Below are 21,640 nucleotides of genomic sequence, written 5' to 3'. Positions count from 1 at the left end.
CGCGCATGCCGGTTCGCCTGCCGGCCGTGCTGAAACCGCCTCGATCCGGTGCGATCCGCGATCGAAGGACGATAACGATAGTGAGAGGGAGCAAGGCGTTGAACTGGGCATTCGCCGTAATCGGCTTCATCGTGGGCGGCATCGCCGCCTTGATCGGGGATTTCTCGGCCGGAAGCGGCTCGCTGCTCGGGGCCGCCGTCGGGTTCTGCGTCGGGCATGCGCTGCGGCAAAGCAAGCTCCGTCACGCGCCCGCCGCGCCCGATTCATTCGCGATCTCCGCGGCGCCGCCTCCCACCCCGTTACCGCTCGCCGATCGCGTCGCGCGCCTCGAAGCCACCGTCGACACGCTCACGCGCGAACTCGATTCGCTGCGCGCGCAACTGGCGGGCGCGAAGGTCGGCGCGGCGACCTCCGGCGGCCTCGCGCAAACGGCGTCGGCCGGTGCCTCCACGCCGCTACCCGCCCACGTTCCGGCCACTCCCGCCCAACGATCTGCCACCGCACGGGTCGACACACCGGCATCGGCTTCGACGCCGGCACCCGCAGCGGCAACCACGGCACGCACCGCCACTGCATCCGCTCACGCCCACACCACCGCCAGCGCGCCCGCCACCGCGAGCCGCCCTGCCCGACCCGAACCGCCTGCGCCGCGCGAACCCGGCATCGCCGAACGCGCGTTCGGCGCCGCGCGCGACTGGCTGCTCGGCGGCAACACGGTCGTGCGTGTCGGGATCATCGTGCTGTTCTTCGGCGTCGCGTTCCTGCTCAAGTACGCGGCCGACAACGACATGCTGCCGATCGAATTCCGCCTCGCGGGCACAGCGCTCGCCGCGGCCACGCTGCTCGCGATCGGCTGGCGCGTGCGAGCGCGCCGCGCCGCATACGGTCTCGTGCTGCAAGGCGGCGGCGTCGGCATCCTGTACCTGACGATCTTCGCCGCGACCAAGCTTTATGCGCTGCTGCCCGTCGGCGCCGCGTTCCCGCTGATGGTCGCGATCTGCGCGCTGAGCGCGTTCCTCGCGGTGCGGCAGAACGCGCTGCCGCTCGCGTTCATGGGCAGCGCGGGCGGCTTCCTCGCACCGATCCTGCTGTCGACCGGCCAGGGCAACCATGTCGCGCTGTTCAGCTACTACGCACTGCTGAACGCGGGCATTTTCGCGATCGCGTGGTTCAAGGCCTGGCGCCCGCTGAACCTGCTCGGCTTCGTGTTCACGTTCACGATCGGCTCCGCGTGGGGCGTGACGGCCTATCGCACCGCGCTGTTCGCGAGCACCGAGCCGTTCCTCGTCCTGTTCTTCCTGATGTATGTCGGTATCGCGCTGCTGTATGCGGTGAAACGCGAACTCGCGCTGCGGCACTACGTGGACGGCACGCTCGTGTTCGGCACGCCGATCGTCGCGACCGCGCTGCAGGCGTCGCTCGTGAAAGGCATGCCGTTCGCGCTCGCGTGGAGCGCGGTCGCGCTGTCGGCGTTCTACGTCGCGGTCGCCGCATGGCTCGCGCGGCGCCGCGACCGCCTCGGGCTGCTGTTCGAATCGATGCTCGCGCTCGCGGTCATCTTCGCGACGCTCGCGGTGCCGCTCGCGTTCTCGGGGCCGACGACCAGCGCCGCGTGGGCCATCGAAGGCGCGGCCGTCGTGTGGCTCGGCGTGCGCCAGAAACGCCTGCTCGCATTCGGCTTCGGGCTGCTGATGCAGCTCGCCGCGGCAGGCGCGTTCTTCACGAGCCTGCTCGCGCCGGCCGACGCGACCGCGCTGCCCGTGCTCAACGGCCCGACCATCGCGATGCTGCTGATCGCGCTCGCCGGCCTGTTCACCGGCTGGTGGCTGCACGGGCGCGGCGAAGCACGCGCATGGCACGCATGGATGCCCGAGATCGGTGTCGCGGCCGCCGCGTGGGGGCTGCTGTGGTGGGTCAGCGGCGGGCTGCACGAGATCCTGGTCCACGCAAGCCGCCACGTCGACCTGCATGCCGATCGCTTCGTCGTCGATACGACCGCACTGTTCGCGGCCGGTACCGCGTGGCTCGCGCACGTCGCACGCCGCCGGCTCGCATGGCCGCTCGCCGAATGGCCCGCGCTCGCGCTCACGCCGGTGCTGGCGCTGCTCGCGCTGCGCGCGTTCGATGCGCACGAAGCGCCGCTGTCGGGCATGGGTGCGTTCGCGTGGCCGGTGGCCGCCGGTGCGGGGCTCGCGCTGCTGTGGCGCCAGTCGCGCGACACGGGCCGCGCCGCTGCCGCGAACGACGCGGCGCCGGCCGTTGCAGCAGGCATCCTCGCGCCGCTGCATACGCTGACGTTCTGGACCCTGTGCGGGCTGCTCTCGCTCGAAGGCTTCTGGCGCCTGCACGCGTTCGTCCCCGAAGGCGCGTGGAGCTGGAGCGCATGGGCATACGGCTTCGGCGCGCTGCTCCTGCTCGTGTCGGGCCCCGGCTCGCGCCTGCGCTGGCCCGTCGCGGCGTTCCCGCGCGCGTACCAGGTGTGGGGTGCCGCGCCGCTCGCCGCGCTGCTGTGGCTGTGGAGCCTCGCCAGCACGGTCAGCGACGGCGACGCAGCGCCGCTCTTCTGGCTGCCGCTACTCAATCCGCTCGACGTCGCGCAGGGTCTCGTGTTCGTCGCCTTCGCCGCGTGGCTGCGCCGCCTGAAAACGCTCGGCATCGCGTGGCATCCGCGCGTCGTCGACTATGCGGCGATCGCGACCGTGTTCCTGTGGTTCAACGCGCTGATGCTGCGCACGCTGCATCACCGCTTCCACCTGGGCTACGACGTCGACACCGTGGTCTCGTCGATCGGCGTCCAGCAGGTGTTCATGGTCGGCTGGAGCCTGTTCGCGTTCGCCGGGATGTGGCTCACGCGCCGCGACGGCATCGCCCGTCTCTGCGCGTTCGCGTCGCTGCCGCTGATCGTCGTGATGTGGGCGTGGACGTTCTACGCGAACTTCACGCACGACGGCGGAAGCTGGGCGCGCGTGCCGCTGTTCAATCCGCTCGATCTCGTGCTCGCGGTCGTCTACGCGCTCGCCGCGTCGTGGTTCGTGCGCGCGCGCAAGCTCGGCTGGTCGTTCGGCAAGTACCGCGTCGAGCTGCTGGGTGCGGCCGGCGCGACCGGCTTCCTGTGGCTGAACGCGATCCTGCTGCGCACGCTGCATCACTGGGCCGGCGTGCCGTATGAATTCCGCGCGATGGCCGAATCGACGCTCGTGCAGGCGTCGGTATCCGTGTACTGGACGGTCTGCGCGCTCGCGATCGCGATCTGGGCCACGCGCCGCGGGTTGCGGCCGCTGTGGTTCGTCGGCGCCGCGCTGCTCGCGCTCACGGTCGTCAAGCTGTTCCTGTTCGACCTGTCGCATGTCACCGGCATCGAGCGCATCGTGTCGTTCATCGGCATCGGCGTGCTGCTGCTGTTGATCGGCTATTTCTCGCCGCTGCCGCCGAAGGCAGCCGCGCAACAGGACGGCCAACCATGAAACGACTCGCCGCCCTGCTCGGGCTGAGCCTGTTCGCGTCGTTCGCGGCGGCCGGCGATGCACCGAACGCAGCCCGCGTCGCGCAGCGCTTCGCGCTCGACCTCGACGGCAGCGCCGCGTACTACCAGCTCACCGTGCCGCAACCCGTGTATGCGGCGAGCCGGCGCGACGATCTCGGCGACGTGCGCATCTTCAACGGCGCGGGCGAACCGGTGCCGTACTCGCTCGACGCGCCCGCCGCCGCGCCTGCCGTGCCGCCGTCCCGCACGCCGGTGCACTGGTTTCCGCTGCCGCCCGCCCGCGCGGGGAACGCCAACGCGCCGCTCGGCGTGACGGTCGGCCCGGACGGCGCGCTGCGCGCGGCCGTCGCGACGCCTTCGCGCACCACGCACGGCGCGGACCTCGTCGACCTGTCGCATACCGACGGCAGCATCGATGCGCTGCTCGTGCACGTGAGCGACGACAGCTACCAGGGGCGTGTGTCCGTCGAAGCCAGCGACGACCTGCGCAGTTGGCGGCCGCTCGGCAGCACGCAGTTGCTGAAGGTAGGCCGCGGCAGCGACATGCTGGTGCAGGAGCGCATCGCGCTCGACGGCGCCGCGCCGCGCTACCTGCGGCTGGACTGGCTCGACGACGCGCCTGCGATCGCGTCGATCGACGTCGAGACGCATCCGCGCGACGCTCGCGGCGCCGATACGGCATCCGCGCCGCGTCAGTGGCGCGACGCCGTGCGGGTACGCGCCGGCCGTGCGCCGGGCGAGTATCTGTTCGACACCGATGGCGCGTATCCGGTCGACCGCGTGCGCATCGGCCTGCCGCAACCGAACACCGTCGCACGCGCGACGCTGCAAAGCCGTGCCGATGCACCGGCGCCGTGGCGCGACGTCGCGGGCGCCGTGCTGTTCCGGCTGCAGGGCAAGGGCGGCGAGCAGCGCAATCCGCCGCTCGAGTTCGTCGCGAATACGGACCGCACATGGCGAATCGTCGTCGACATGCGCAACGGCGGGCTCGGCGGCGGGCAGCCGGCCGTCGCGATCGGCTGGCATCCGGCCGCGCTGACCTTCGTCGCGCGCGGCGCGCCGCCGTTTACGCTCGGCGTCGGCGACGCGTCGCTCGGGTCGTCGGCCGTGAGCCGCGACGCACTGCTGGTCGGCATGGCGCCCGAAGTACGGCCCGCGCGCGTCGGCGCGGCGCTGCCGGCGTCGGCGGTCGCGCCGGTGGCCGACGACGGCACGGACGCCGCGCGCCGCTACGTGCTGTGGGGCGCGCTGGTGGTGGCGGTCGGCATGCTCGGCACGATCGCGTGGCGCCTTGCGAAAGGCGGCGGCGACGCCCGCGGCAGCGACGAGTGACATACGCAAGCAGTTGCGTGCCGCCCGGCGCGCCGTTCATCGAGCCGGTTCGTTCTCCTGGCCATCGGAACGGGTGATTGCGCCGATTGGTCGAGCGTCCCGCGTCCCGTCCTCGCGTGAAGCCCACGTGACGGGCGAACGGCACGAACCGGAATCCGCCCGCCGCTATCGGGCCACGAAGCGGCCGTGCTGACGCGGCCGCCACGGCGACGACCGGCAACTGGCCGCACCGGCCGCGCGGCGCGCCGCGAAACGTCCGGCGCGACGCAAACCCGCCTCGCGCCGGGCCAACACGACAATGCGCGGCGCCCACGCATGCAGGACACGCCGCACGGCCGCCACGCGCGCAGCCAGCCGCGACGCCGACGACACGCGGCGCACGGGGCGTGCAACGGGCCGCTTGCACAGGATCGCGCTGTCGTAGCGCTTGCCGGCGAAGCGCATCACGTCGACCACCTCGAAACCCTGCGCGCCGTAGAACGCCAACAGGTGCGCGGCGGGATGCGGCGTATCCAGCGCGAGCAGCGCATAGCCGCGCGACGCGGCCCACTGCTCGGCGAACGACAGCAGCAACGCGCCGATCCCGCGGCTCTGGCAAGCCGGGTCCACCGCCACCTGGCGCACGCTCGCGACGCCTTCACGGCGGTATAGCGAACAGGCCGACGACGGATCGGTCGCATACAGCGTGGCCGTGCCGACGACGCGCCCGCCGCGCACGGCGACGTAGCACTCGCCCGCTTCCGCGCGGCGGCGCGTGACGTCTTCGTCCTGATCGACGCACGTGCAGTTGAGCCCCATCGCACCGAGGCGCGCGAACGCACGGTGCAGCATCGGCGTGAGTTGTGCGTAGCTGTCGATTGCCGGATCGAAGCGCCGGACGATCACCCGATCGGCGCCCACGGAAAGCGGCGCGGCAGGGGCGGGTTCGGCGATCGCGTTCCAGGGTATCGACATGGCCATGCTCCGTGGTGAAGATGCCCGAAGTCTAGGAGCGCGCCGGTCGCCGTCGCAAGAAAAAATGTCGTAAAAATCCACGGGTAGCGCGGCTGGCGGAGGTGGCGAGTACGGTGTATTTCGAGGCCATGCGCACGTCATGGCGAACACATCGAAGTGCCGATCGTTGCTCGCGCAAGCAACGCATCAAGCAATGAAACCGACGCCGGCGTGCACGCCGTTGACACGTGCCGCCCCGCGCTCCAGACTCGCGGCTCCGCCACTGCATCGCGAGCGCCCATGATCACCTGCTTCCTTCGCTACGTCGTCGACCCGTACAAACTCGTCGAATTCGAGACCTACGGCAAGATGTGGATTCCGCTCGTCGAACGGTTCGGCGGCACGCATCACGGCTATTTCCTGCCATCCGAAGGCGCGAGCAACATCGCGCTGGCGATGTTCTCGTTCCCGAGCCTCGCCGACTACGAGCGCTACCGCGAACGCTCGAAGGACGATCCGGCCTGCCAGGCCGCGTTCCGCTACGCGGAGGACACGCGTTGCATCGTCAGCTACGAGCGCAGCTTCTTCCGGCCAGTGTTCGCGTAACGGGCCACGCCGCGGCACGCATCGGGCCCCGTTTTCCGGCCGAGGACGAAAAAAAGCCCCGCCGCATCCGCGTGGCGGGGCCAACCCATGTCAGTAGAGACATCATGGAGGAGACGCACCCATCTTATCGACCGTGGTGCACCGTCCCAACCAAGCATTTCTGCTATCGATCTGCGCGGCCGCGCACACGATTGCCCCGCCACGCGGCATATCGATAGAACGAAAAGTCGTTTTCAGAGTGGCGACGCGGTCGTTACCATCTGGTTTTAAGCCTGTGCTTAGCCGGGCAAGCCACTCCCAGGAGCGCCCCTTGACTGCATTCGATCAACACCGCCGCCCGTTCGTCGTCGGCATCGGCGGTACCACCCGGGCCGCGTCGTCCACCGAACGCGCACTGTCGTTCGCCCTGCGCGGCGCGCAGGCCGCCGGCGCGCGCACGCGCCTGTTCGACGGCCCGTTTCTGCACACGCTGCCGCACTACGCCCCCGAACACAAAACGCTGACCGACGCGCAGCGCGAGCTGATCGACGCCGTGCGCCAGGCCGACGCGATCATCATCGCGACGCCCGGCTATCACGGCGGCGTGTCCGGCCTCGTGAAGAACGCACTCGACACGCTCGAGGAGCTGCGCGCGGACGAACGCCCGTATCTCGACGGCCGCGCGGTCGGCCTGATCGTCACCGCCTACGGCTGGCAGGCGGCCGGCACCGTGCTGACGTCGCTGCGCTCGATCGTCCATGCGCTGCGCGGCTGGCCGACGCCGTTCGGCGCGACCGTCAACACGCTGGAAACGCGCTTCGACAGCGCCGACAGCTGCTCGGATCCGAAGGTCGTCGCGCAACTCGAGACGGTCGGCGCGCAAGCGGCCGAATTCGCGCTCGCGTTCGCGTCGCATCGGGCGGCCTCGCACGCGGCGTCGGTCGATGCGCTCGCCCCCGTGCTGAAGGTCGCCAACCAGTAATCCCCGCATTCCGCCGCGCGCCCTCGCTCGACAGGATTCGACGAGGGCGCGCGGCGCGTCTTCCGACGCGTGCCGACATGCGGGCGCGTCGTCCCGGCTCCCGACAACACCGTTCCGCGTCCCGCCCCGATAACGATTCAGCCCGCCGCGTCATTTGCATTGGCCGAAAGATTGGTTCACCCGACCGGCGGGTTTGCGTACGCTGAAAGTCCGAACTTTTTCCGCGCATGCCATGAACCGTACGATCCGCTACAAGGGCTATGAAGTCGCTCCCGCTGCCGCCCGGTTGCCGAACGGGCTGTTCGCCGCCAACCTGACGATCGAACGCGCGAGCGGCGGCCCGTCGCCGCGCTCCGTGTCGTTCGACGCAATCGATTTCTTCTTCGAGGAAGAGCACGCCCTCGCGTACGCATCGCGCTGGGGCCGCCTCTGGGTCGACACGAACGCGTGACATGCGCGGGGCCGGCGTGCACATGGCCGCTCGAAAATACGCGATGACGGAAGCTGTGCAAGAATCTTTCGATCCGTAATCGCATAACAATAGCCATGACCGACACGCTGCAGGAAGAGCATGCAGCCGCAGATCACGCAATGCGCAACTGGACCTTCGAGGCCCAAGGCCCGGTCCGGATCGGTTCCGATGCGCACAAGCAGATGTTCTGTCGGATGCTGCTCGACACACACAACCCGTACAAGCCGGCCGTGATCGACTGGCCGGCGCTCCAGCCGGCCGAGCTCAGGCGGCTCACGTCGCTGCCGATCTGGGACATCGCGGTGCAAACCGAAGGCCGCGCGTCGATCCGCGTGGCGACCTACGCCGCGACGGTCGACGATCCGCTGCTGCGCCGCGCGCTCGAGATGGACGGCGGCGAGGAAGCCCGCCACAAGGTCGTGCTGTCGAAGCTCGTCGAGGCGTACGGCATCCGCCTCGCGCCCGAGCCGGCCTACCCCGCGCCGAAAGATCCCGAATGGTCGTGGATGATGACGGGCTTCAGCGAGTGCATCGACAGCTTTTTCGCGTTCGGCCTGTTCCGCTCCGCGCAGCGCTCCGGCTATTTCCCGCCCGAACTGGTCGAGACCTTCGAGCCCGTGATCCAGGAAGAAGGCCGCCACATCCTGTTCTTCGTGAACTGGTACGCATGGTACTGGCGCACGATGCCGTGGTGGCGCCGGCCGTGGTTCTTCGCACGCGTGGCGGCCGTGTGGGTGCAGCTGATCCGCGATCGCATGAGCATCGCGCGCGGCATCGATGCCGACGGCGCCGCGCGTGACGCGAACTTTCCGGCGACGGGCACCGCCGACATCGGCGATGCGCTGAACCCGCGCGAGCTGATCGAGCTGTGTCTCGTGGAAAACGACCGGCGCATGGCCGGTTACGACAAGCGCCTGCTGCGCCCGATGTTCGTGCCGCGGATGGCGCGGTTCGCGCTGCGGTTTCTGAAGAAGTAAAGCCGGAAGCTTGCCGCGGGTCATGCGGCAGGCTGGCCCATTCGGCCCACGCTCGTGGGCCGAATGTGGCGCGCCCGATACATTCGATCCCTCCCTTTTTTCATTTTGCCGCGCCGGGCCCGCGGCGGCGTGGCGGACAAATTGCCGCATCCGAATCTGACATTTCGGCCCCCTCCGACTGGACGCAGACCCACGGTCTGTGCCGCCCCGTCGACACCCCGCGAAACACCCCTCATGAGTGCGCCCGCTCAACCTCTGGCATACGCGCCGATTCCGCGATAACGCCGATGTCAACGCGATCGTCAATAGGACAAATCCGATAAATCGGCGCAGATTGTTTCATTTGGGCGTTCCGTAGCAATTTTTTACAACTTCGACGGCCGGACGGCCCGGAACGCCCGTCATACGGGCCCCGGCGCCGGACGGAATGCGCACATCAGCACAATCAAATGCACCTCGAATCAGATTAATTTGACTGCTTGATAATCTTCACACTAAAACAAAAATTCAATAAAAGCCAAAATATTAACAAGTTAATAATTCGGCTAGCGCATTATCTCATCGCAACCCAGACAACATTATAAACATGAAAGAATCAGGCGACGCGCAAACGTTTGCTATTTCATTTGTCTTACTTTTGACTAGACCGAGTGTGTCATCCACCGCACAAAACCGCATCAACATATTGATTTTTATAGGAAAACCAGAATCTCGGCCGCAGAATTCAAACCATACTCGAAGCATTCTTGCATCTTTCAAATTCATTCGGCTCTCTTGCGCAAAAACCCGCTGCATTAACCATTCTTTAACTTTTAAAACGCTTCATTTATCACTGTTTGTCAATCTATAAAATCCGCCTCCAATAAACTCCGCCCATCAATTTTGAGATTCACGCGAGCGCACGGAGTAATCCTCTAACAAAAGAGACCGCTGTGTGGCGTGCACATTTGGAGGTAGCAGGATATGAACCGCACATACCGCTCGATCTGGAACGAAGCGCTCGGCGCGTGGGTCGCAGCATCGGAAATCGATTCGGCACGGGGTAAGCCGAACAAGTCGGCTGTCGTGGTGGTGGCCGTCGCGGCGCTGGCGATCAGCCTGCCCGGACTGGCCGAAGCCAATACGCTCAACACCCAGCAAACCTGCTTCACGGGAAGCAACAGCGCGGTCGGCCGCGTCAATCCGGGCGGTACGCAAAACCAGGCCGGCGACGGCTCCGGAACGTATTCGGTCGTCGCCGGGTGTAACTCCAACGGCAACGGCTGGACCGGTGTCACGGTTTACGGCTCGTTCGCGCAGGCAACCGGCAATGGCGCCGTCGCCACCGGCATGCAATCATCGGCCGGCCTCTGGGGTGTCGCGGCCGGCCTCGAAACCACCGCCAGCGGTGCCGGTGCAACCGCACTCGGCTTCGGCTCGACGGCGAGCGCGCTGAACTCCGTCGCGATCGGCGGCGCAGGCGGCAACGGAACGACGCCGCTGTCGCAGGCAAACTCGACGCTCGCATCGGGCGCGGGCGCAGTTGCCATCGGCAGCAACGCAACGAAGGGCGCGCAGTCCGCTGCGTCGGACGGCATCGCGATCGGCGGGCAGTCGTCCGTCGCATCGACCGCCACGTCGGGCATCGCACTCGGCCGCGGTGCGACCGTCAACGGTGCATACGGCATCGCGCAGGGCGACGGCGCGGTTGCGGGTGTCGCCGGGAATACCTCGATAACGAATAACGTCGCAGTCGGGGCTGCAGCATCTTCGACAGGCGCCAATGCAATTGCACTGGGCGGTAGCGCCAAGGCATCCGGGGCCAACAGCATGGCAACCGGCTTCAACGCAAGCGCCACCGGAGCCACCAGTTACGCGGGCGGCTTCGGCGCGGTTGCGTCGAACACCGATGCAACGGCTATTGGCAATCAGGCCACTGCCAGTGGGGCCCAGGATACCGCCATCGGTGTGACGGCCGTTGCGTCGGGCGGGAACGGGGTCGCGCTCGGCAACAGGGCAGCCGCAACGGCCGGCAATGCGACCGCCGTTGGCGCGTCAGCTAGCGCGTCGGCCGGCCAAGCATCGGCGTTTGGCCTCGGCGCCAATGCAAGCGGCACGAACGCAACGGCACTGGGTATCGGAACGGTCGCGTCGAATTTCGCTACGCTGGCTGCCGGCAATCAGTCGACCGCCGCGGGCTCCGCCGCTGTGGCGCTGGGAAGTACTTCGACCGCGGGGGCGAATTCGTCGGTTGCGATCGGCGATACCTCGAGCGTTTCGTCAACGGCCGGCTTGGGTTCAACGGCAATTGGCTACCGTTCAACCGTCAAGTCCGGCGTCGGCGCCGTTGCGATCGGCAGTCAACAGACGGCGAGCGGTAACGGCGCGGTGGCGATCGGCGATCCGAACATTGCGAACGGCACGGGCGCCGTGACGATGGGGGCAAATAACATCGCCGCAGGCAATGCGGCGGGAACGACAGCCGCGAACGGTGCCGTGGCAATCGGCAACAGCAACAGTGCGATCGGCCAGGGCTCGGTTGCACTCGGCAATAGCAATACGACCACGGCGGCTGGCGGCATCGCGATCGGCGATACCGCGGTATCCGGCGCGACGAATGCACTGGCATTCGGGGCCGGCGCCAACGCGAACGTGGCGGGCTCGGTTGCGCTCGGCTCAGGTGCGACCACGACCGCTGCCGCCAGTACAGCGACGGGCGGCACCGGTGCGGTCAGCAGCACGACGATCGGAAGTCAGACATTCGGTACCTATGCCGGCGCGAGTTCGGCCGCTGGTGTTGTAAGTGTGGGCGCCGCCGGTGCCGAGCGCCGCATCCAGAATGTGGCGGCCGGCTTGATCGGTGCAAGCAGCACGGACGCGATCAACGGTAGCCAGCTTTACGCGGTGGCCAGCACCACGACGTCGAGCATCGTCAGCTTGTCGACCTCCACGTCGACGGGCCTCTCGTCGGCCAATAGCTCGATCTCGTCGCTGTCGACCTCGACTTCGACGGGCATCAACTCGTTGTCTACCGGCCTTAGCTCGGCTAACAGCTCGGTCACGTCGCTTTCGTCGTCCACGTCGACTGGTCTCTCGTCGGCCAACAGCTCGATCACTTCGCTGTCGACCTCGACTTCGACCGGCATCAACTCGCTGTCCACTGGCCTTAGTACAGCTAACAGCTCTGTGACGTCGCTTTCGTCGTCCACGTCGACGGGTCTCTCGTCGGCCAACAGCTCGATCACCTCGCTGTCGACCTCGACTTCGACCGGCATCAACTCGCTGTCCACCGGCCTTAGTTCAGCTAACAGCTCTGTTACGTCGCTTTCGTCGTCCACGTCGACCGGCCTCTCGTCGGCAAACAGCTCGATCACCTCGCTGTCGACCTCGACTTCGACCGGCATCAATTCGCTGTCCACCGGCCTCAGCTCGGCTAACAGCTCGGTCACGTCGCTTTCGTCGTCCACGTCGACCGGCCTCTCGTCGGCCAACAGCTCGATCACTTCGCTGTCGACCTCGACTTCGACCGGCATCAATTCGCTGTCCACTGGCCTCAGCTCGGCAAACAGCTCGGTCACGTCGCTTTCGTCGTCCACGTCGACGGGTCTCTCGTCTGCGAATAGCTCGATCACCTCGCTGTCGACCTCGACTTCGACCGGCATCAATTCGCTGTCTACTGGCCTCAGCTCGGCAAACAGCTCGGTTACGTCGCTTTCGTCGTCCACGTCGACGGGCCTCTCGTCGGCCAACAGCTCGATCACCTCGCTGTCGACTTCGACCTCGACGGGCATCAACTCGCTGTCTACTGGGCTCAGCTCGGTCTCGACGAAGACAGACAACCTCGGCAGCAGCACCGCGTCGGCACTTGGCGGCGGGTCGACGTACGACCCGACGACGGGCAAGGTCTCGGCCCCGGCGTACACCACGTACAACGCGAACGGCTCGACATCGACGGCCAACAGCGTGGGCTCGGCGATCGACAGCATCAATAGCCAGGGCATCAAGTATTTCCACGCGAACTCGACGGGCCCCGACAGCACCGCGACGGGCACCGACGCCGTCGCCATCGGCACCGGCGCTGTCGCCGGCACGAACAACTCCGTCGCGCTCGGCGCGAATTCGACGACCGCCGCGGCCACTCCCACGAGCAGCGCGACCGTCAACGGCGTAACGTTCGGCGGATTCGCTGGCGCCACGCCGGTCGGCACCGTCAGCGTCGGCGACGTCAATAAAGAACGGCAGATCACCAACGTCGCTGCAGGCCAGGTGAGCGCGACCAGTACCGACGCGATCAACGGTAGCCAGCTTTATTCCGTCGCCCAGCAAGTCGGTAGCGCGACCAGCGCCATTTCGTCGCTGTCGACGTCCACATCCACCGGCCTCTCCTCGACTAACAGCTCGATCTCGTCGCTGTCCACGTCGACCTCGACGGGTATCAATTCGCTGTCGACGGGTCTCAGCTCGACCAATAGCTCGGTGACGTCGCTGTCGACTTCCACGTCGACTGGCCTCTCGTCGGCCAATAGCGCGATTACGTCGCTCTCGACTTCGACCTCGACCGGCTTGTCGTCGGCAAACAGCGCCATCACGTCGCTCTCCACATCGACTTCGACTGGCCTCTCGTCGACCAACAGCTCGATCAGTTCGTTGTCCACGTCGACGTCAACCGGCATCGGTTCGCTGTCCACCGGCCTGAGCAGCACGAACAGCTCAGTGACGTCGTTGTCGACCTCAACGTCCACCGGCCTGTCGTCGGCCAACAGCTCGATCACGTCCCTGTCGACGTCGACTTCGACCGGCATCAGCTCGCTGTCCACCGGCCTGAGCTCGACCGACAGCTCGGTGTCGTCGCTGTCGACCTCCACGTCGACCGGCTTGTCGTCCGCGAACAGCTCGATCACGTCGCTCTCGACCTCGACCTCGACGGGCCTCTCGTCGGCCAACAGCTCCATCACCTCGCTGTCGACTTCGACTTCGACCGGCCTGTCGTCCGCCAACAGCTCGATCACATCGCTGTCCACATCGACCTCGACCGGCATCAGCTCGCTGTCCACCGGCCTGAGCTCGACCGACAGCTCGGTGTCGTCGCTGTCGACCTCCACGTCGACTGGCTTGTCGTCCGCGAACAGCTCGATCACGTCGCTCTCGACTTCGACCTCGACGGGCCTCTCGTCGGCAAACAGCTCGATCACGTCCCTGTCGACCTCGACCTCGACCGGCATCAACTCGTTGTCAACGGGTCTCAGCTCGACCAATAGCTCGGTGACGTCGCTGTCGACTTCCACGTCCACTGGCCTCTCGTCGGCCACCAGCTCGATCACATCGCTGTCCACATCGACCTCGACCGGCATCAGCTCGCTGTCCACCGGCCTGAGCTCGACCGATAGCTCGGTGTCGTCGCTGTCGACCTCCACGTCGACCGGCTTGTCGTCCGCGAACAGCTCGATCACGTCCCTCTCGACCTCCACGTCGACCGGCCTGTCGTCCGCGAACAGCTCGATCACGTCCCTCTCGACCTCCACGTCGACCGGCCTGTCGTCCGCCAACAGCTCGATCACGTCCCTGTCGACCTCCACGTCGACCGGCCTGTCGTCGGCAAACAGCTCGATCACGTCCCTCTCGACCTCGACGTCGACTGGCCTCTCGTCGGCAAACAGCTCCATCACCTCGCTGTCGACCTCGACTTCGACCGGCCTGTCGTCCGCCAATAGCTCGATCACGTCGCTCTCGACTTCGACCTCGACCGGCCTGTCCTCCGCAAACAGTTCGATCACGTCGCTGTCGACTTCGACCTCGACCGGTATCAACTCGCTGTCCACCGGCCTGAGCTCGACCAACAGTTCGGTGACGTCACTGTCGACCTCGACCTCGACGGGCCTCTCGTCGGCCACCAGCTCCATTACGTCCCTGTCGACCTCGACTTCGACCGGCATCAGCTCGTTGTCCACCGGCCTGAGCAGCACGGACAGCACGATCACGTCGCTGTCGACCTCGACGTCGACCGGCATCGGCTCGCTGTCCACCGGCCTGAGCAGCACCAACAGCGCGGTATCGTCGCTGTCGACCTCCACTTCGACCGCGATCAACGCCGCGAAGACGCACTACTACAGCGTCAACGACAACGGCGTGCAGCAAGCCAACTACGCGAACGACGGCGCCACGGGCACCAACGCCCTCGCCGCCGGCGTGAACGCCAGCGCGGCGGGCGCCAGCAGCGTGGCAGTCGGCGACGGCTCGAACGCGCAGACGGCAGGTGCGGTCGCGATCGGCCAGAACGCCTCGGCAACGGGCGGCAAGGCCGTGTCGATCGGCTCCGGCAACACCGCGTCCGGCGATGGCGCGGTCGCGATCGGCGATCCGAACGTGGCCACGGGTACCGGCGCAGTGGCGATGGGCGCGAACAACACGGCGACCGGCGACGGCGCGGTGTCGCTCGGCAACCAGAACACGGCAACCGGCGCCAGCGCGCTCGCCCTCGGCAGCGCGAACCAGGCCACCGCGGACAACACGATCGCGCTGGGCAACCAGGCCACGGCCAGCGCCACCGGCGCCCAGGCCTACGGCTCGGCCGCCAAGGCCACGGCCGCCGACGCGCTCGCCTTCGGCACGAACGCACAAGCGAACGTCGCGAACTCGATCGCACTCGGCGCGAACTCGATCACGGCGGCAGCCGTCGGCACGTCGAGCGCCACGATTGGCGGCGTCACGTACCCGTTCGCGGGCAGCGCGCCGGTCGGCGTGGTGAGCGTCGGCGCACCGGGCCAGGAACGCCAGATCACGAACGTCGCCGCGGGCCGCATCTCGGCCACGAGCACGGACGCGATCAACGGCAGCCAGCTCAACGCGACGAACACGGCGCTCAACACGCTGTCGACGTCCACCGCGTCGAACGTCGCGTCGCTGTCCACCGGCATCAACTCGCTGTCCACCGGGCTGAGCACGACCAACAGCAACGTGGCCTCGCTGTCCACGTCGACCTCGACCGCGATCAGCTCGCTGTCGACGGGCCTGAGCACGACGAACAGCACCGTCAACTCGCTGTCGACGTCGACGTCGACCGGCATCGGTTCGCTGTCGACCGGCCTGAGCACGACGAATAGCAACGTGGCGTCGCTGTCAACCGGCGTGACGAACATCAACAACCAGTTGAACCAGTTGTCGACGACGCTCAACAACAACACGACGCGTGCGGTGAACAACAACGGCGTCGCCGCCGACCTGAACGGCAAGGGCAACGACCTTCCGGTCGTCACCGCGGGTTCGAACTCGGTGGCGATCGGCGCGGGCTCCAACGACGGCGGCCGCTCGAACGTGGTGTCGGTCGGCAGCGACCAGCAGCAGCGCCAGATCACGAACGTCGCGCCGGGTACGCAAGGCACCGACGCGGTGAACGTGAACCAGCTGACGCAGGTGCAGACGACGCTGTCGACGGCGCTGTCGGGCCAGCAGGCGCAGATCAACTCGCTGGGTTCGCAACTGCAGCAGACCGACCAGATGGCGAAGCAGGGTATCGCGGCCGTCGGCGCGATGGCCTCGATCCCGCAGCTCGATCGCGACGCCAACTTCGGGATGGGTGTGGGCACGTCGACCTTCCTCGGCCAGAAGGCGATGGCGGTCAACATGCAGGCGCGCATCACGGAGAACCTGAAGGCGTCGATCAACGGCGGTTTCAGCGGCGGTCAGAAGGTGATCGGCGCCGGCGTGCTGTACCAGTGGAAGTAACGCGTCGCGCCGCCAGGCCGCCCAGCTCGCCAGCCGTGCGGCCCGCGGCGGCCCCGACGGCCAGACGAGCCCGCCGCGCAACCCGTGGCGGGCTTCGGTCAACCCAAGCTTTAAGGACGTCACCGTGAACAAACTCGCTCTTGCGCTCGCGCTTTCCGCAACGGCCCTCGCCGCGTGCTCGACCGCATCCGGCCCGACCTTCAGCGCCTCCGAACTGCAGCCGCGCGACGGCATGCGTACCTTCCAGGTGGACTGCCACGGCCTGCTGTCGGGCCCGCAGACCTGCATGAAGGCCGCCCGCAGAATCTGCGGCGACGAGCCCGTGCGCGCCGTCGATTCGGCCCGCGCGCTGCGCGACAAATCCGATCCGGCCACGCTGGTCTTCCAGTGCGGCGCCGCACCGGCCGAAGCGGCCCCCGCCGCCACACCCGCACCCGCCGCAGCCGCGGTGGAACGCGTGAACCTGTCGGGCGACGCGCTGTTCGCGACCGACCACGCGACGCTCGCACCGACCGCGCGCGAATCGCTCGACCGGCTGCTGAGCGAGCGCGCCGACCGCACGTACTCCCAAGTGACGGTCACCGGCTTCACCGATTCGGTGGGCAGCGACGACTACAACCTCGCGCTGTCGAAGCGCCGCGCCGAATCGGTCGCCGCCTATCTGAAGACGCACGGGCTGAAGACCGATTCGATGACGGTGTCGGGCCGCGGCAAGGCCGATCCGGTCGCGTCCAACGCGACGCCGGAAGGCCGCGCCAGCAACCGCCGCGTCGAAATCCGGCTGCAGCACTGAGCCGCCTGCGGCCGCCCATGCGGCCGCGCTATCCGGCGGGCCGCACCCGCCGCGCCGGAATTCCGCCGGACCACCGGGCGCCGCTTCGCCGGCGCCCGCTCCCATCGGCCGGCGGCTATGTCAAAGTTCGTTACGTCCTGCCAAAACCGGCGGTTTCCATGCCACAATCGCCGCAGACAGTCGCCGGGGGCAGCCTGCCCGTCGCGCGCCGTGCCAGGCGTGCGCGGCGACGCGCCGGCATCCGGCTGCCGCCCATGCGAATCCCGTCGCGCGATTCGCGCACCGCGGCGCCACCGGCGCAAATCGAATCATGACGATCCACGGCGCGCCGCTGCCGGCCAGACGCTCGACGCGATGCCCGGACGCACGACGCCGCAGAGGAAACCAACCGGTGACGGACATCAATGAAGCCGCCGCGGGCGGCACCCGCAACCAACGGCCGGCGGTCGGCATCTCGCTGTTTGCGCGCGACGGCCAGGCGATCTGGGAAAACGGCATCCACCAGAACATCGCGTTCCTCGCGATGATGCTCAAGCGCTCGGATCGCGTCGGCCCCGTCTATTTTCTGAACGGCGGCGACGCCACTGCCCTGCCGGCCGGGCTCGAACTCGACGGCCTCGACATCCCGCTCGTGAAACCCGCCGACGTCACGCACGAACTCGACGTCGTGATCGAAATGGGCGCGCAGTTGCCGGTCGAATGGCTGCGGCACATGAAGGCGCTCGGCAAGAAGATCGCCGCGTTCTTCTGCGGGCACGTGTATGCGGGCCTGTGCGAGACGCCGATCTTCGGGAAACCGTCGGGGCACGTGTTCAACGGCGCCCCGTTCGACGAAGTATGGCTGCTGCCGCAATACGACAAGACCGCCGCGCCGATGCTGCGAACGATCCTGCGCGCACCTGTTCACCTGATGCCGCACATCTGGTCGCCGTACTTCCTCGAGCGCCGCGTGGCCACGCTCGCCGACGAAGGCGCGACGTTCGGCTATCGGCCCGGCCAGCGGCCGTGGAGGCTCGCGACGCTCGAGCCGAACATCTCGGTCGCGAAGTCCTGTCACTACCCGATGCTCGCGTGCGACGCTTTCTACCGCGCGCGGCCTGATGCGGTGCAACACATGTTCGTCGTCAACTCGATGCACATGAAGGAACATCCGACCTTCCTGCACTTCGCGAACAGCCTCGATCTCGTGCGCCAGCACAAGGCGACGTTCGAACCGCGGCTCGACCTGCCGGGCTTCATGGCGCGCCACGCGGATGCGGTCGTGTCGCACCATTGGGAAAACGGACAGAACTATCTGTATTACGACGTGCTGTACGGCGGCTATCCGCTGATCCACAACTCGACGCTGATCGGCGACGCCGGCTATTACTACCCGGACTTCGATTCAGCCGCCGGCGGCCGCGCGCTGCTCGAAGCGTGGCTGCATCACGACGAACGCCTCGATGACTACCGCGCGAAGGCCGGCCGGCTGCTGCAGTCGGTCTCGATCGACAACCCCGCGAACCTCGACGCGTTCGTCTCGCGTCTGGTCGCCTGAACCGGAGCATACGCATGTCGGACTCCAATGCCCGTCAAGCGCCCGGCGAGGGCAAGCGCCTCGTCGTCGGCGTGTCGCTGTTCGTGCGCGGCGCCGGCCAGTCGCTATGGGAAAACGGCATTTTCCAGAACTGCCTGCTGCTGATCCTGCTGCTGCGCCAGTCGCCGCTCGTCGCGGATGCCGTGATGGTCAACGGCGGCGAACAGGTCGCCGATCCGCAGATGATGCTCGGCGAGTGGAACGTGCCGCTGCTGTCGATGGACGAAGCGCTCGAGCGCTGCGACGTGCTGATCGAGATGAGCGCGCAATTCGGCGCGGACTACCTGCGCGCGTTCCGCGAGCGCGGCGGCAAGGTCGTCACGATGCGGGTCGGCAACGACTACGTGATCGACATCGAACGCGCGATGTTCGACAAGCCGTCGGGCTTCCTGTTCTCGGGCGCGCCGTACGACGCGGTGTGGACGATTCCCGAATTCGAGCGCTCGTGTCTGCACTATTACCAGACGGGCTTGCGCGCACCGGTCACGATCGTCCCGCACATCTGGCATCCGATGCTGTTCGACAAGGCGCGCGCGACGCTCGGCGCCGGTTTGTCGTTCGGCTATCAGCCCGGCAAGCCCCGGTGGCGCGTGACGATGTTCGAGCCGAACATCTGCATGGTGAAGACCAGCATCATCCCGATGCTCGTGACCGAGGAAGCGTATCGCGCGAAGCCGGCGTTCCTCGAATTCGTGCGCGTATGCAACACGCTGCACCTGAAGGAACATCCGACGTTCGTGCACTTCGCGAAAAGTCTCGACATCGTGAACCACGGGATCACGACGTTCGAAAGCCGCTACGCGGTGTACGAATTCATGGCCGCATACGGCGATGCGGTGGTGTCGCACACATGGGAGAACGCGCAGAACTACCTGTATTACGAGCTGCTGTACGGCGACTATCCGCTGATCCACAACTCGCCGTTCCTCGGCAAGGCCGGGTATTTCTATCCGGACTTCGACTGCCAGGCGGGCGGCCGCGCGCTGCTGCAGGCGTTCGCCGAGCACGACGCGAATCTCGACGCGTACCGCGAGCAGTCGAGGCACGTGCTCGACTCGGTCAGCATCTACAACCCCGAGAACGTCGCGGCCTATACGGACGCGATCGCCACGCTCTATCGCGACGCGTGACCCGTCCCCGCCCCACGGAGCCGATCCGATGAAACTCAATGTCGCGATAACGATGAACGTGCAGCGCGACGCGACGCAGTCGATCTGGTACAACGGCGCGAACCAGCACTGCGTGTACCTGTACATGCTGCTGAAGCAGTCGCCGCTGATCGGCGAGGTCTGGCTCGCGCACGACGACGGCATCGCCGAGTATCCGCAGGCGCTGATGATGGACGCGTTCGGCGACGCGCTGCGGCCGCTGTCGGCCGTCGTTCACGAGACCGACCTGCTGATCGAGATGAACGCGTTCGTCGACCCGTCGCACACGGACGTCGTGCGCCGGCGCGGCGGCAAGTGCGTGTCGTACCGCTTCGGCAACGACTACGTGATCGCGGTCGAGACGATCAACTTCGAGAAGAACGACTGGCGACCGAACCCGCACCGCGTGCAGTTCGACGAGATCTGGACCAATCCGCAGCACATGCATACGTGCGCCGCGTATTTCCAGGCCGTGTACCGCGCGCCGGTGATCGAGCTGCCGCATATCTGGTCGCCGTATTTCATCGAACGCAGCCTCGACGCCGATCCCGAGCTGAAGGCGCGCTTCGGCTATCGCAACCACGGCCGGGCCAAGCGCATCGCGTTCTTCGAGCCCAACCTGAACGTCGTGAAGAGCGCGATCGTGCCGATGCTCGCCGCGAACGCGTGCTACGTCGACCATCCGGAGCTCGTCGAGCACGTGTACATGACCAACACGTTCGACAAGAAGGAGAACGTCGCCTTCAAGCATCTCGCGCTCGGGCTCGAGATGGTGCGCGACGGCAAGGCCACCGCCGACGTGCGCGCGCCGTTCGTCGCGTGGGCCGCGCATCACACCGACATCGTCGTGTCGCACCACTGGGAAAACGGCCTGAACTACCTGCTGTACGACGCGCTGTACGGCAACTACCCGCTCGTGCACAACTCGCCGTTCCTGCGCGACGTCGGCTACTACTATCCGGACTTCGAGATCTTCGATGCGGCGCGCGCGATCGCGACCGCCGCGCAGACGCACGACGCACGGCTCATCGACTACGCGGCCGCCGCCCGACGCTGCCTGCACCAGGTCGACGCGCTCGCCGAGCACAACGTGCGCGCCTATTCCACGCGGATCCAACACCTGTTCGCCGATCGCCCGCTCGGCTGATTGCGATCGCACGCGCCCGTCGCGTCACACGCGTACCCGATCGCCGCTTTGCGCGGCGAACGCGCGGCCGTGCCGCCGCCCGATGCGCGCGAGCACCGCGAAACAACGGGCTGCCGACCGGCCCGCGCGGCCCGATTGCCTGACGAGGCTGTCGCATACGCCGCGCGCGATCGCCGACTCGTCACCGCACGCGCCGGCAATGACGCCCGCGTAATAGTGCCGCGCCGCCAGCTCGCGGCCGCCCGCGTCGAGCGGGTTCATCCGCTGAATGCGGCGCGCGACGGTCGTCAGGCCGTCGAGATAGGGCGCGACATCGATCGGGGCATCGGGCGACTCGGCGCCCAGTTGCCCCAGCATGTCGGCCAGTTCGGCGAGGGCGATCAGGCCGCGCACATCGGTTGCCTGCGTGCCCGTTCCGCCTCCGGCTTTCGTCTCCGCCATCTCCACGCCCCTTTTTGCGATTCGTCCCGCCCCTGACGCTCATCCCACGCGCCGCCCTGCCCGTTCCCG

13 protein-coding genes are annotated in these 21,640 nt (G+C 67.2%); 11 read left to right on the top strand and 2 right to left on the bottom strand.

All coding sequences use genetic code 11. The annotated features are described in order from the left end of the window. Positions 1-98 precede the first annotated feature (98 nt). Complete coding sequence (locus tag WS64_RS28025) at positions 99-3,464, top strand: DUF2339 domain-containing protein (protein ID WP_060968375.1); 3,366 nt, start codon at positions 99-101, stop codon at positions 3,462-3,464. Beyond that, a complete protein-coding gene (locus WS64_RS28020; RefSeq protein ID WP_060968374.1) occupies positions 3,461-4,816 on the top strand; it encodes a DUF3999 domain-containing protein in 1,356 nt (451 codons plus the stop codon). Before WS64_RS28025 ends, WS64_RS28020 begins: the two co-directional genes overlap by 4 nt. Before the next feature lie 165 nt (positions 4,817-4,981). Here WS64_RS28020 and WS64_RS28015 read toward each other — a convergent pair whose 3' ends face one another. Then, positions 4,982-5,770, bottom strand: a complete 789-nt coding sequence (locus tag WS64_RS28015) for a GNAT family N-acetyltransferase (RefSeq protein WP_060968373.1) — start codon at positions 5,768-5,770, stop codon at positions 4,982-4,984. 279 nt (positions 5,771-6,049) lie between these two features. Here WS64_RS28015 and WS64_RS28010 point away from each other — a divergent pair, with 279 nt between their 5' ends. The 9 genes from WS64_RS28010 to WS64_RS27950 all read left to right on the top strand — a co-directional run bounded on the left by WS64_RS28010 (position 6,050) and on the right by WS64_RS27950 (position 21,130). Continuing rightward, entirely contained in the window at positions 6,050-6,355 is a 306-nt protein-coding gene (locus WS64_RS28010) for an NIPSNAP family protein (protein WP_059575435.1), read from the top strand. Positions 6,356-6,665: 310 nt separating this feature from the next. Then, a complete protein-coding gene (locus WS64_RS28005; RefSeq protein WP_060968372.1) occupies positions 6,666-7,316 on the top strand; it encodes an NADPH-dependent FMN reductase in 651 nt (216 codons plus the stop codon). Positions 7,317-7,548: 232 nt separating this feature from the next. After that, positions 7,549-7,767: a hypothetical protein gene (locus tag WS64_RS28000; RefSeq protein ID WP_006480563.1), complete on the top strand. Its 219-nt coding sequence runs from the start codon at positions 7,549-7,551 to the stop codon at positions 7,765-7,767. Positions 7,768-7,862: 95 nt separating this feature from the next. Next, positions 7,863-8,765: a hypothetical protein gene (locus WS64_RS27995; protein WP_059575437.1), complete on the top strand. Its 903-nt coding sequence runs from the start codon at positions 7,863-7,865 to the stop codon at positions 8,763-8,765. 963 nt (positions 8,766-9,728) lie between these two features. Next, positions 9,729-16,466 (top strand): ESPR-type extended signal peptide-containing protein, encoded by a 6,738-nt coding sequence (locus WS64_RS34655; protein ID WP_155720489.1) that lies wholly within the window; start codon positions 9,729-9,731, stop codon positions 16,464-16,466. 124 nt (positions 16,467-16,590) lie between these two features. Next, positions 16,591-17,259: an OmpA family protein gene (locus tag WS64_RS27965; RefSeq protein WP_059643745.1), complete on the top strand. Its 669-nt coding sequence runs from the start codon at positions 16,591-16,593 to the stop codon at positions 17,257-17,259. A 391-nt stretch (positions 17,260-17,650) separates the two neighbouring features. Beyond that, positions 17,651-18,796, top strand: a complete 1,146-nt coding sequence (locus WS64_RS27960) for a DUF2827 domain-containing protein (protein WP_060968369.1) — start codon at positions 17,651-17,653, stop codon at positions 18,794-18,796. 14 nt (positions 18,797-18,810) lie between these two features. Further along, positions 18,811-19,965 (top strand): DUF2827 domain-containing protein, encoded by a 1,155-nt coding sequence (locus tag WS64_RS27955; RefSeq protein ID WP_060968368.1) that lies wholly within the window; start codon positions 18,811-18,813, stop codon positions 19,963-19,965. A 28-nt stretch (positions 19,966-19,993) separates the two neighbouring features. Continuing rightward, positions 19,994-21,130, top strand: coding sequence for a DUF2827 family protein (locus WS64_RS27950; RefSeq protein WP_060968367.1), 1,137 nt, complete (start codon positions 19,994-19,996; stop codon positions 21,128-21,130). A 24-nt stretch (positions 21,131-21,154) separates the two neighbouring features. Here WS64_RS27950 and WS64_RS27945 read toward each other — a convergent pair whose 3' ends face one another. After that, positions 21,155-21,571, bottom strand: a complete 417-nt coding sequence (locus WS64_RS27945) for a hypothetical protein (protein ID WP_059575451.1) — start codon at positions 21,569-21,571, stop codon at positions 21,155-21,157. Positions 21,572-21,640 lie beyond the last annotated feature (69 nt).

Source organism: Burkholderia anthina (assembly GCF_001547525.1).
Lineage (GTDB): Bacteria > Pseudomonadota > Gammaproteobacteria > Burkholderiales > Burkholderiaceae > Burkholderia > Burkholderia semiarida.
Note: the sequence above shows the minus strand (reverse complement) of the source record. Positions and strands in the feature narration are given on the sequence as shown.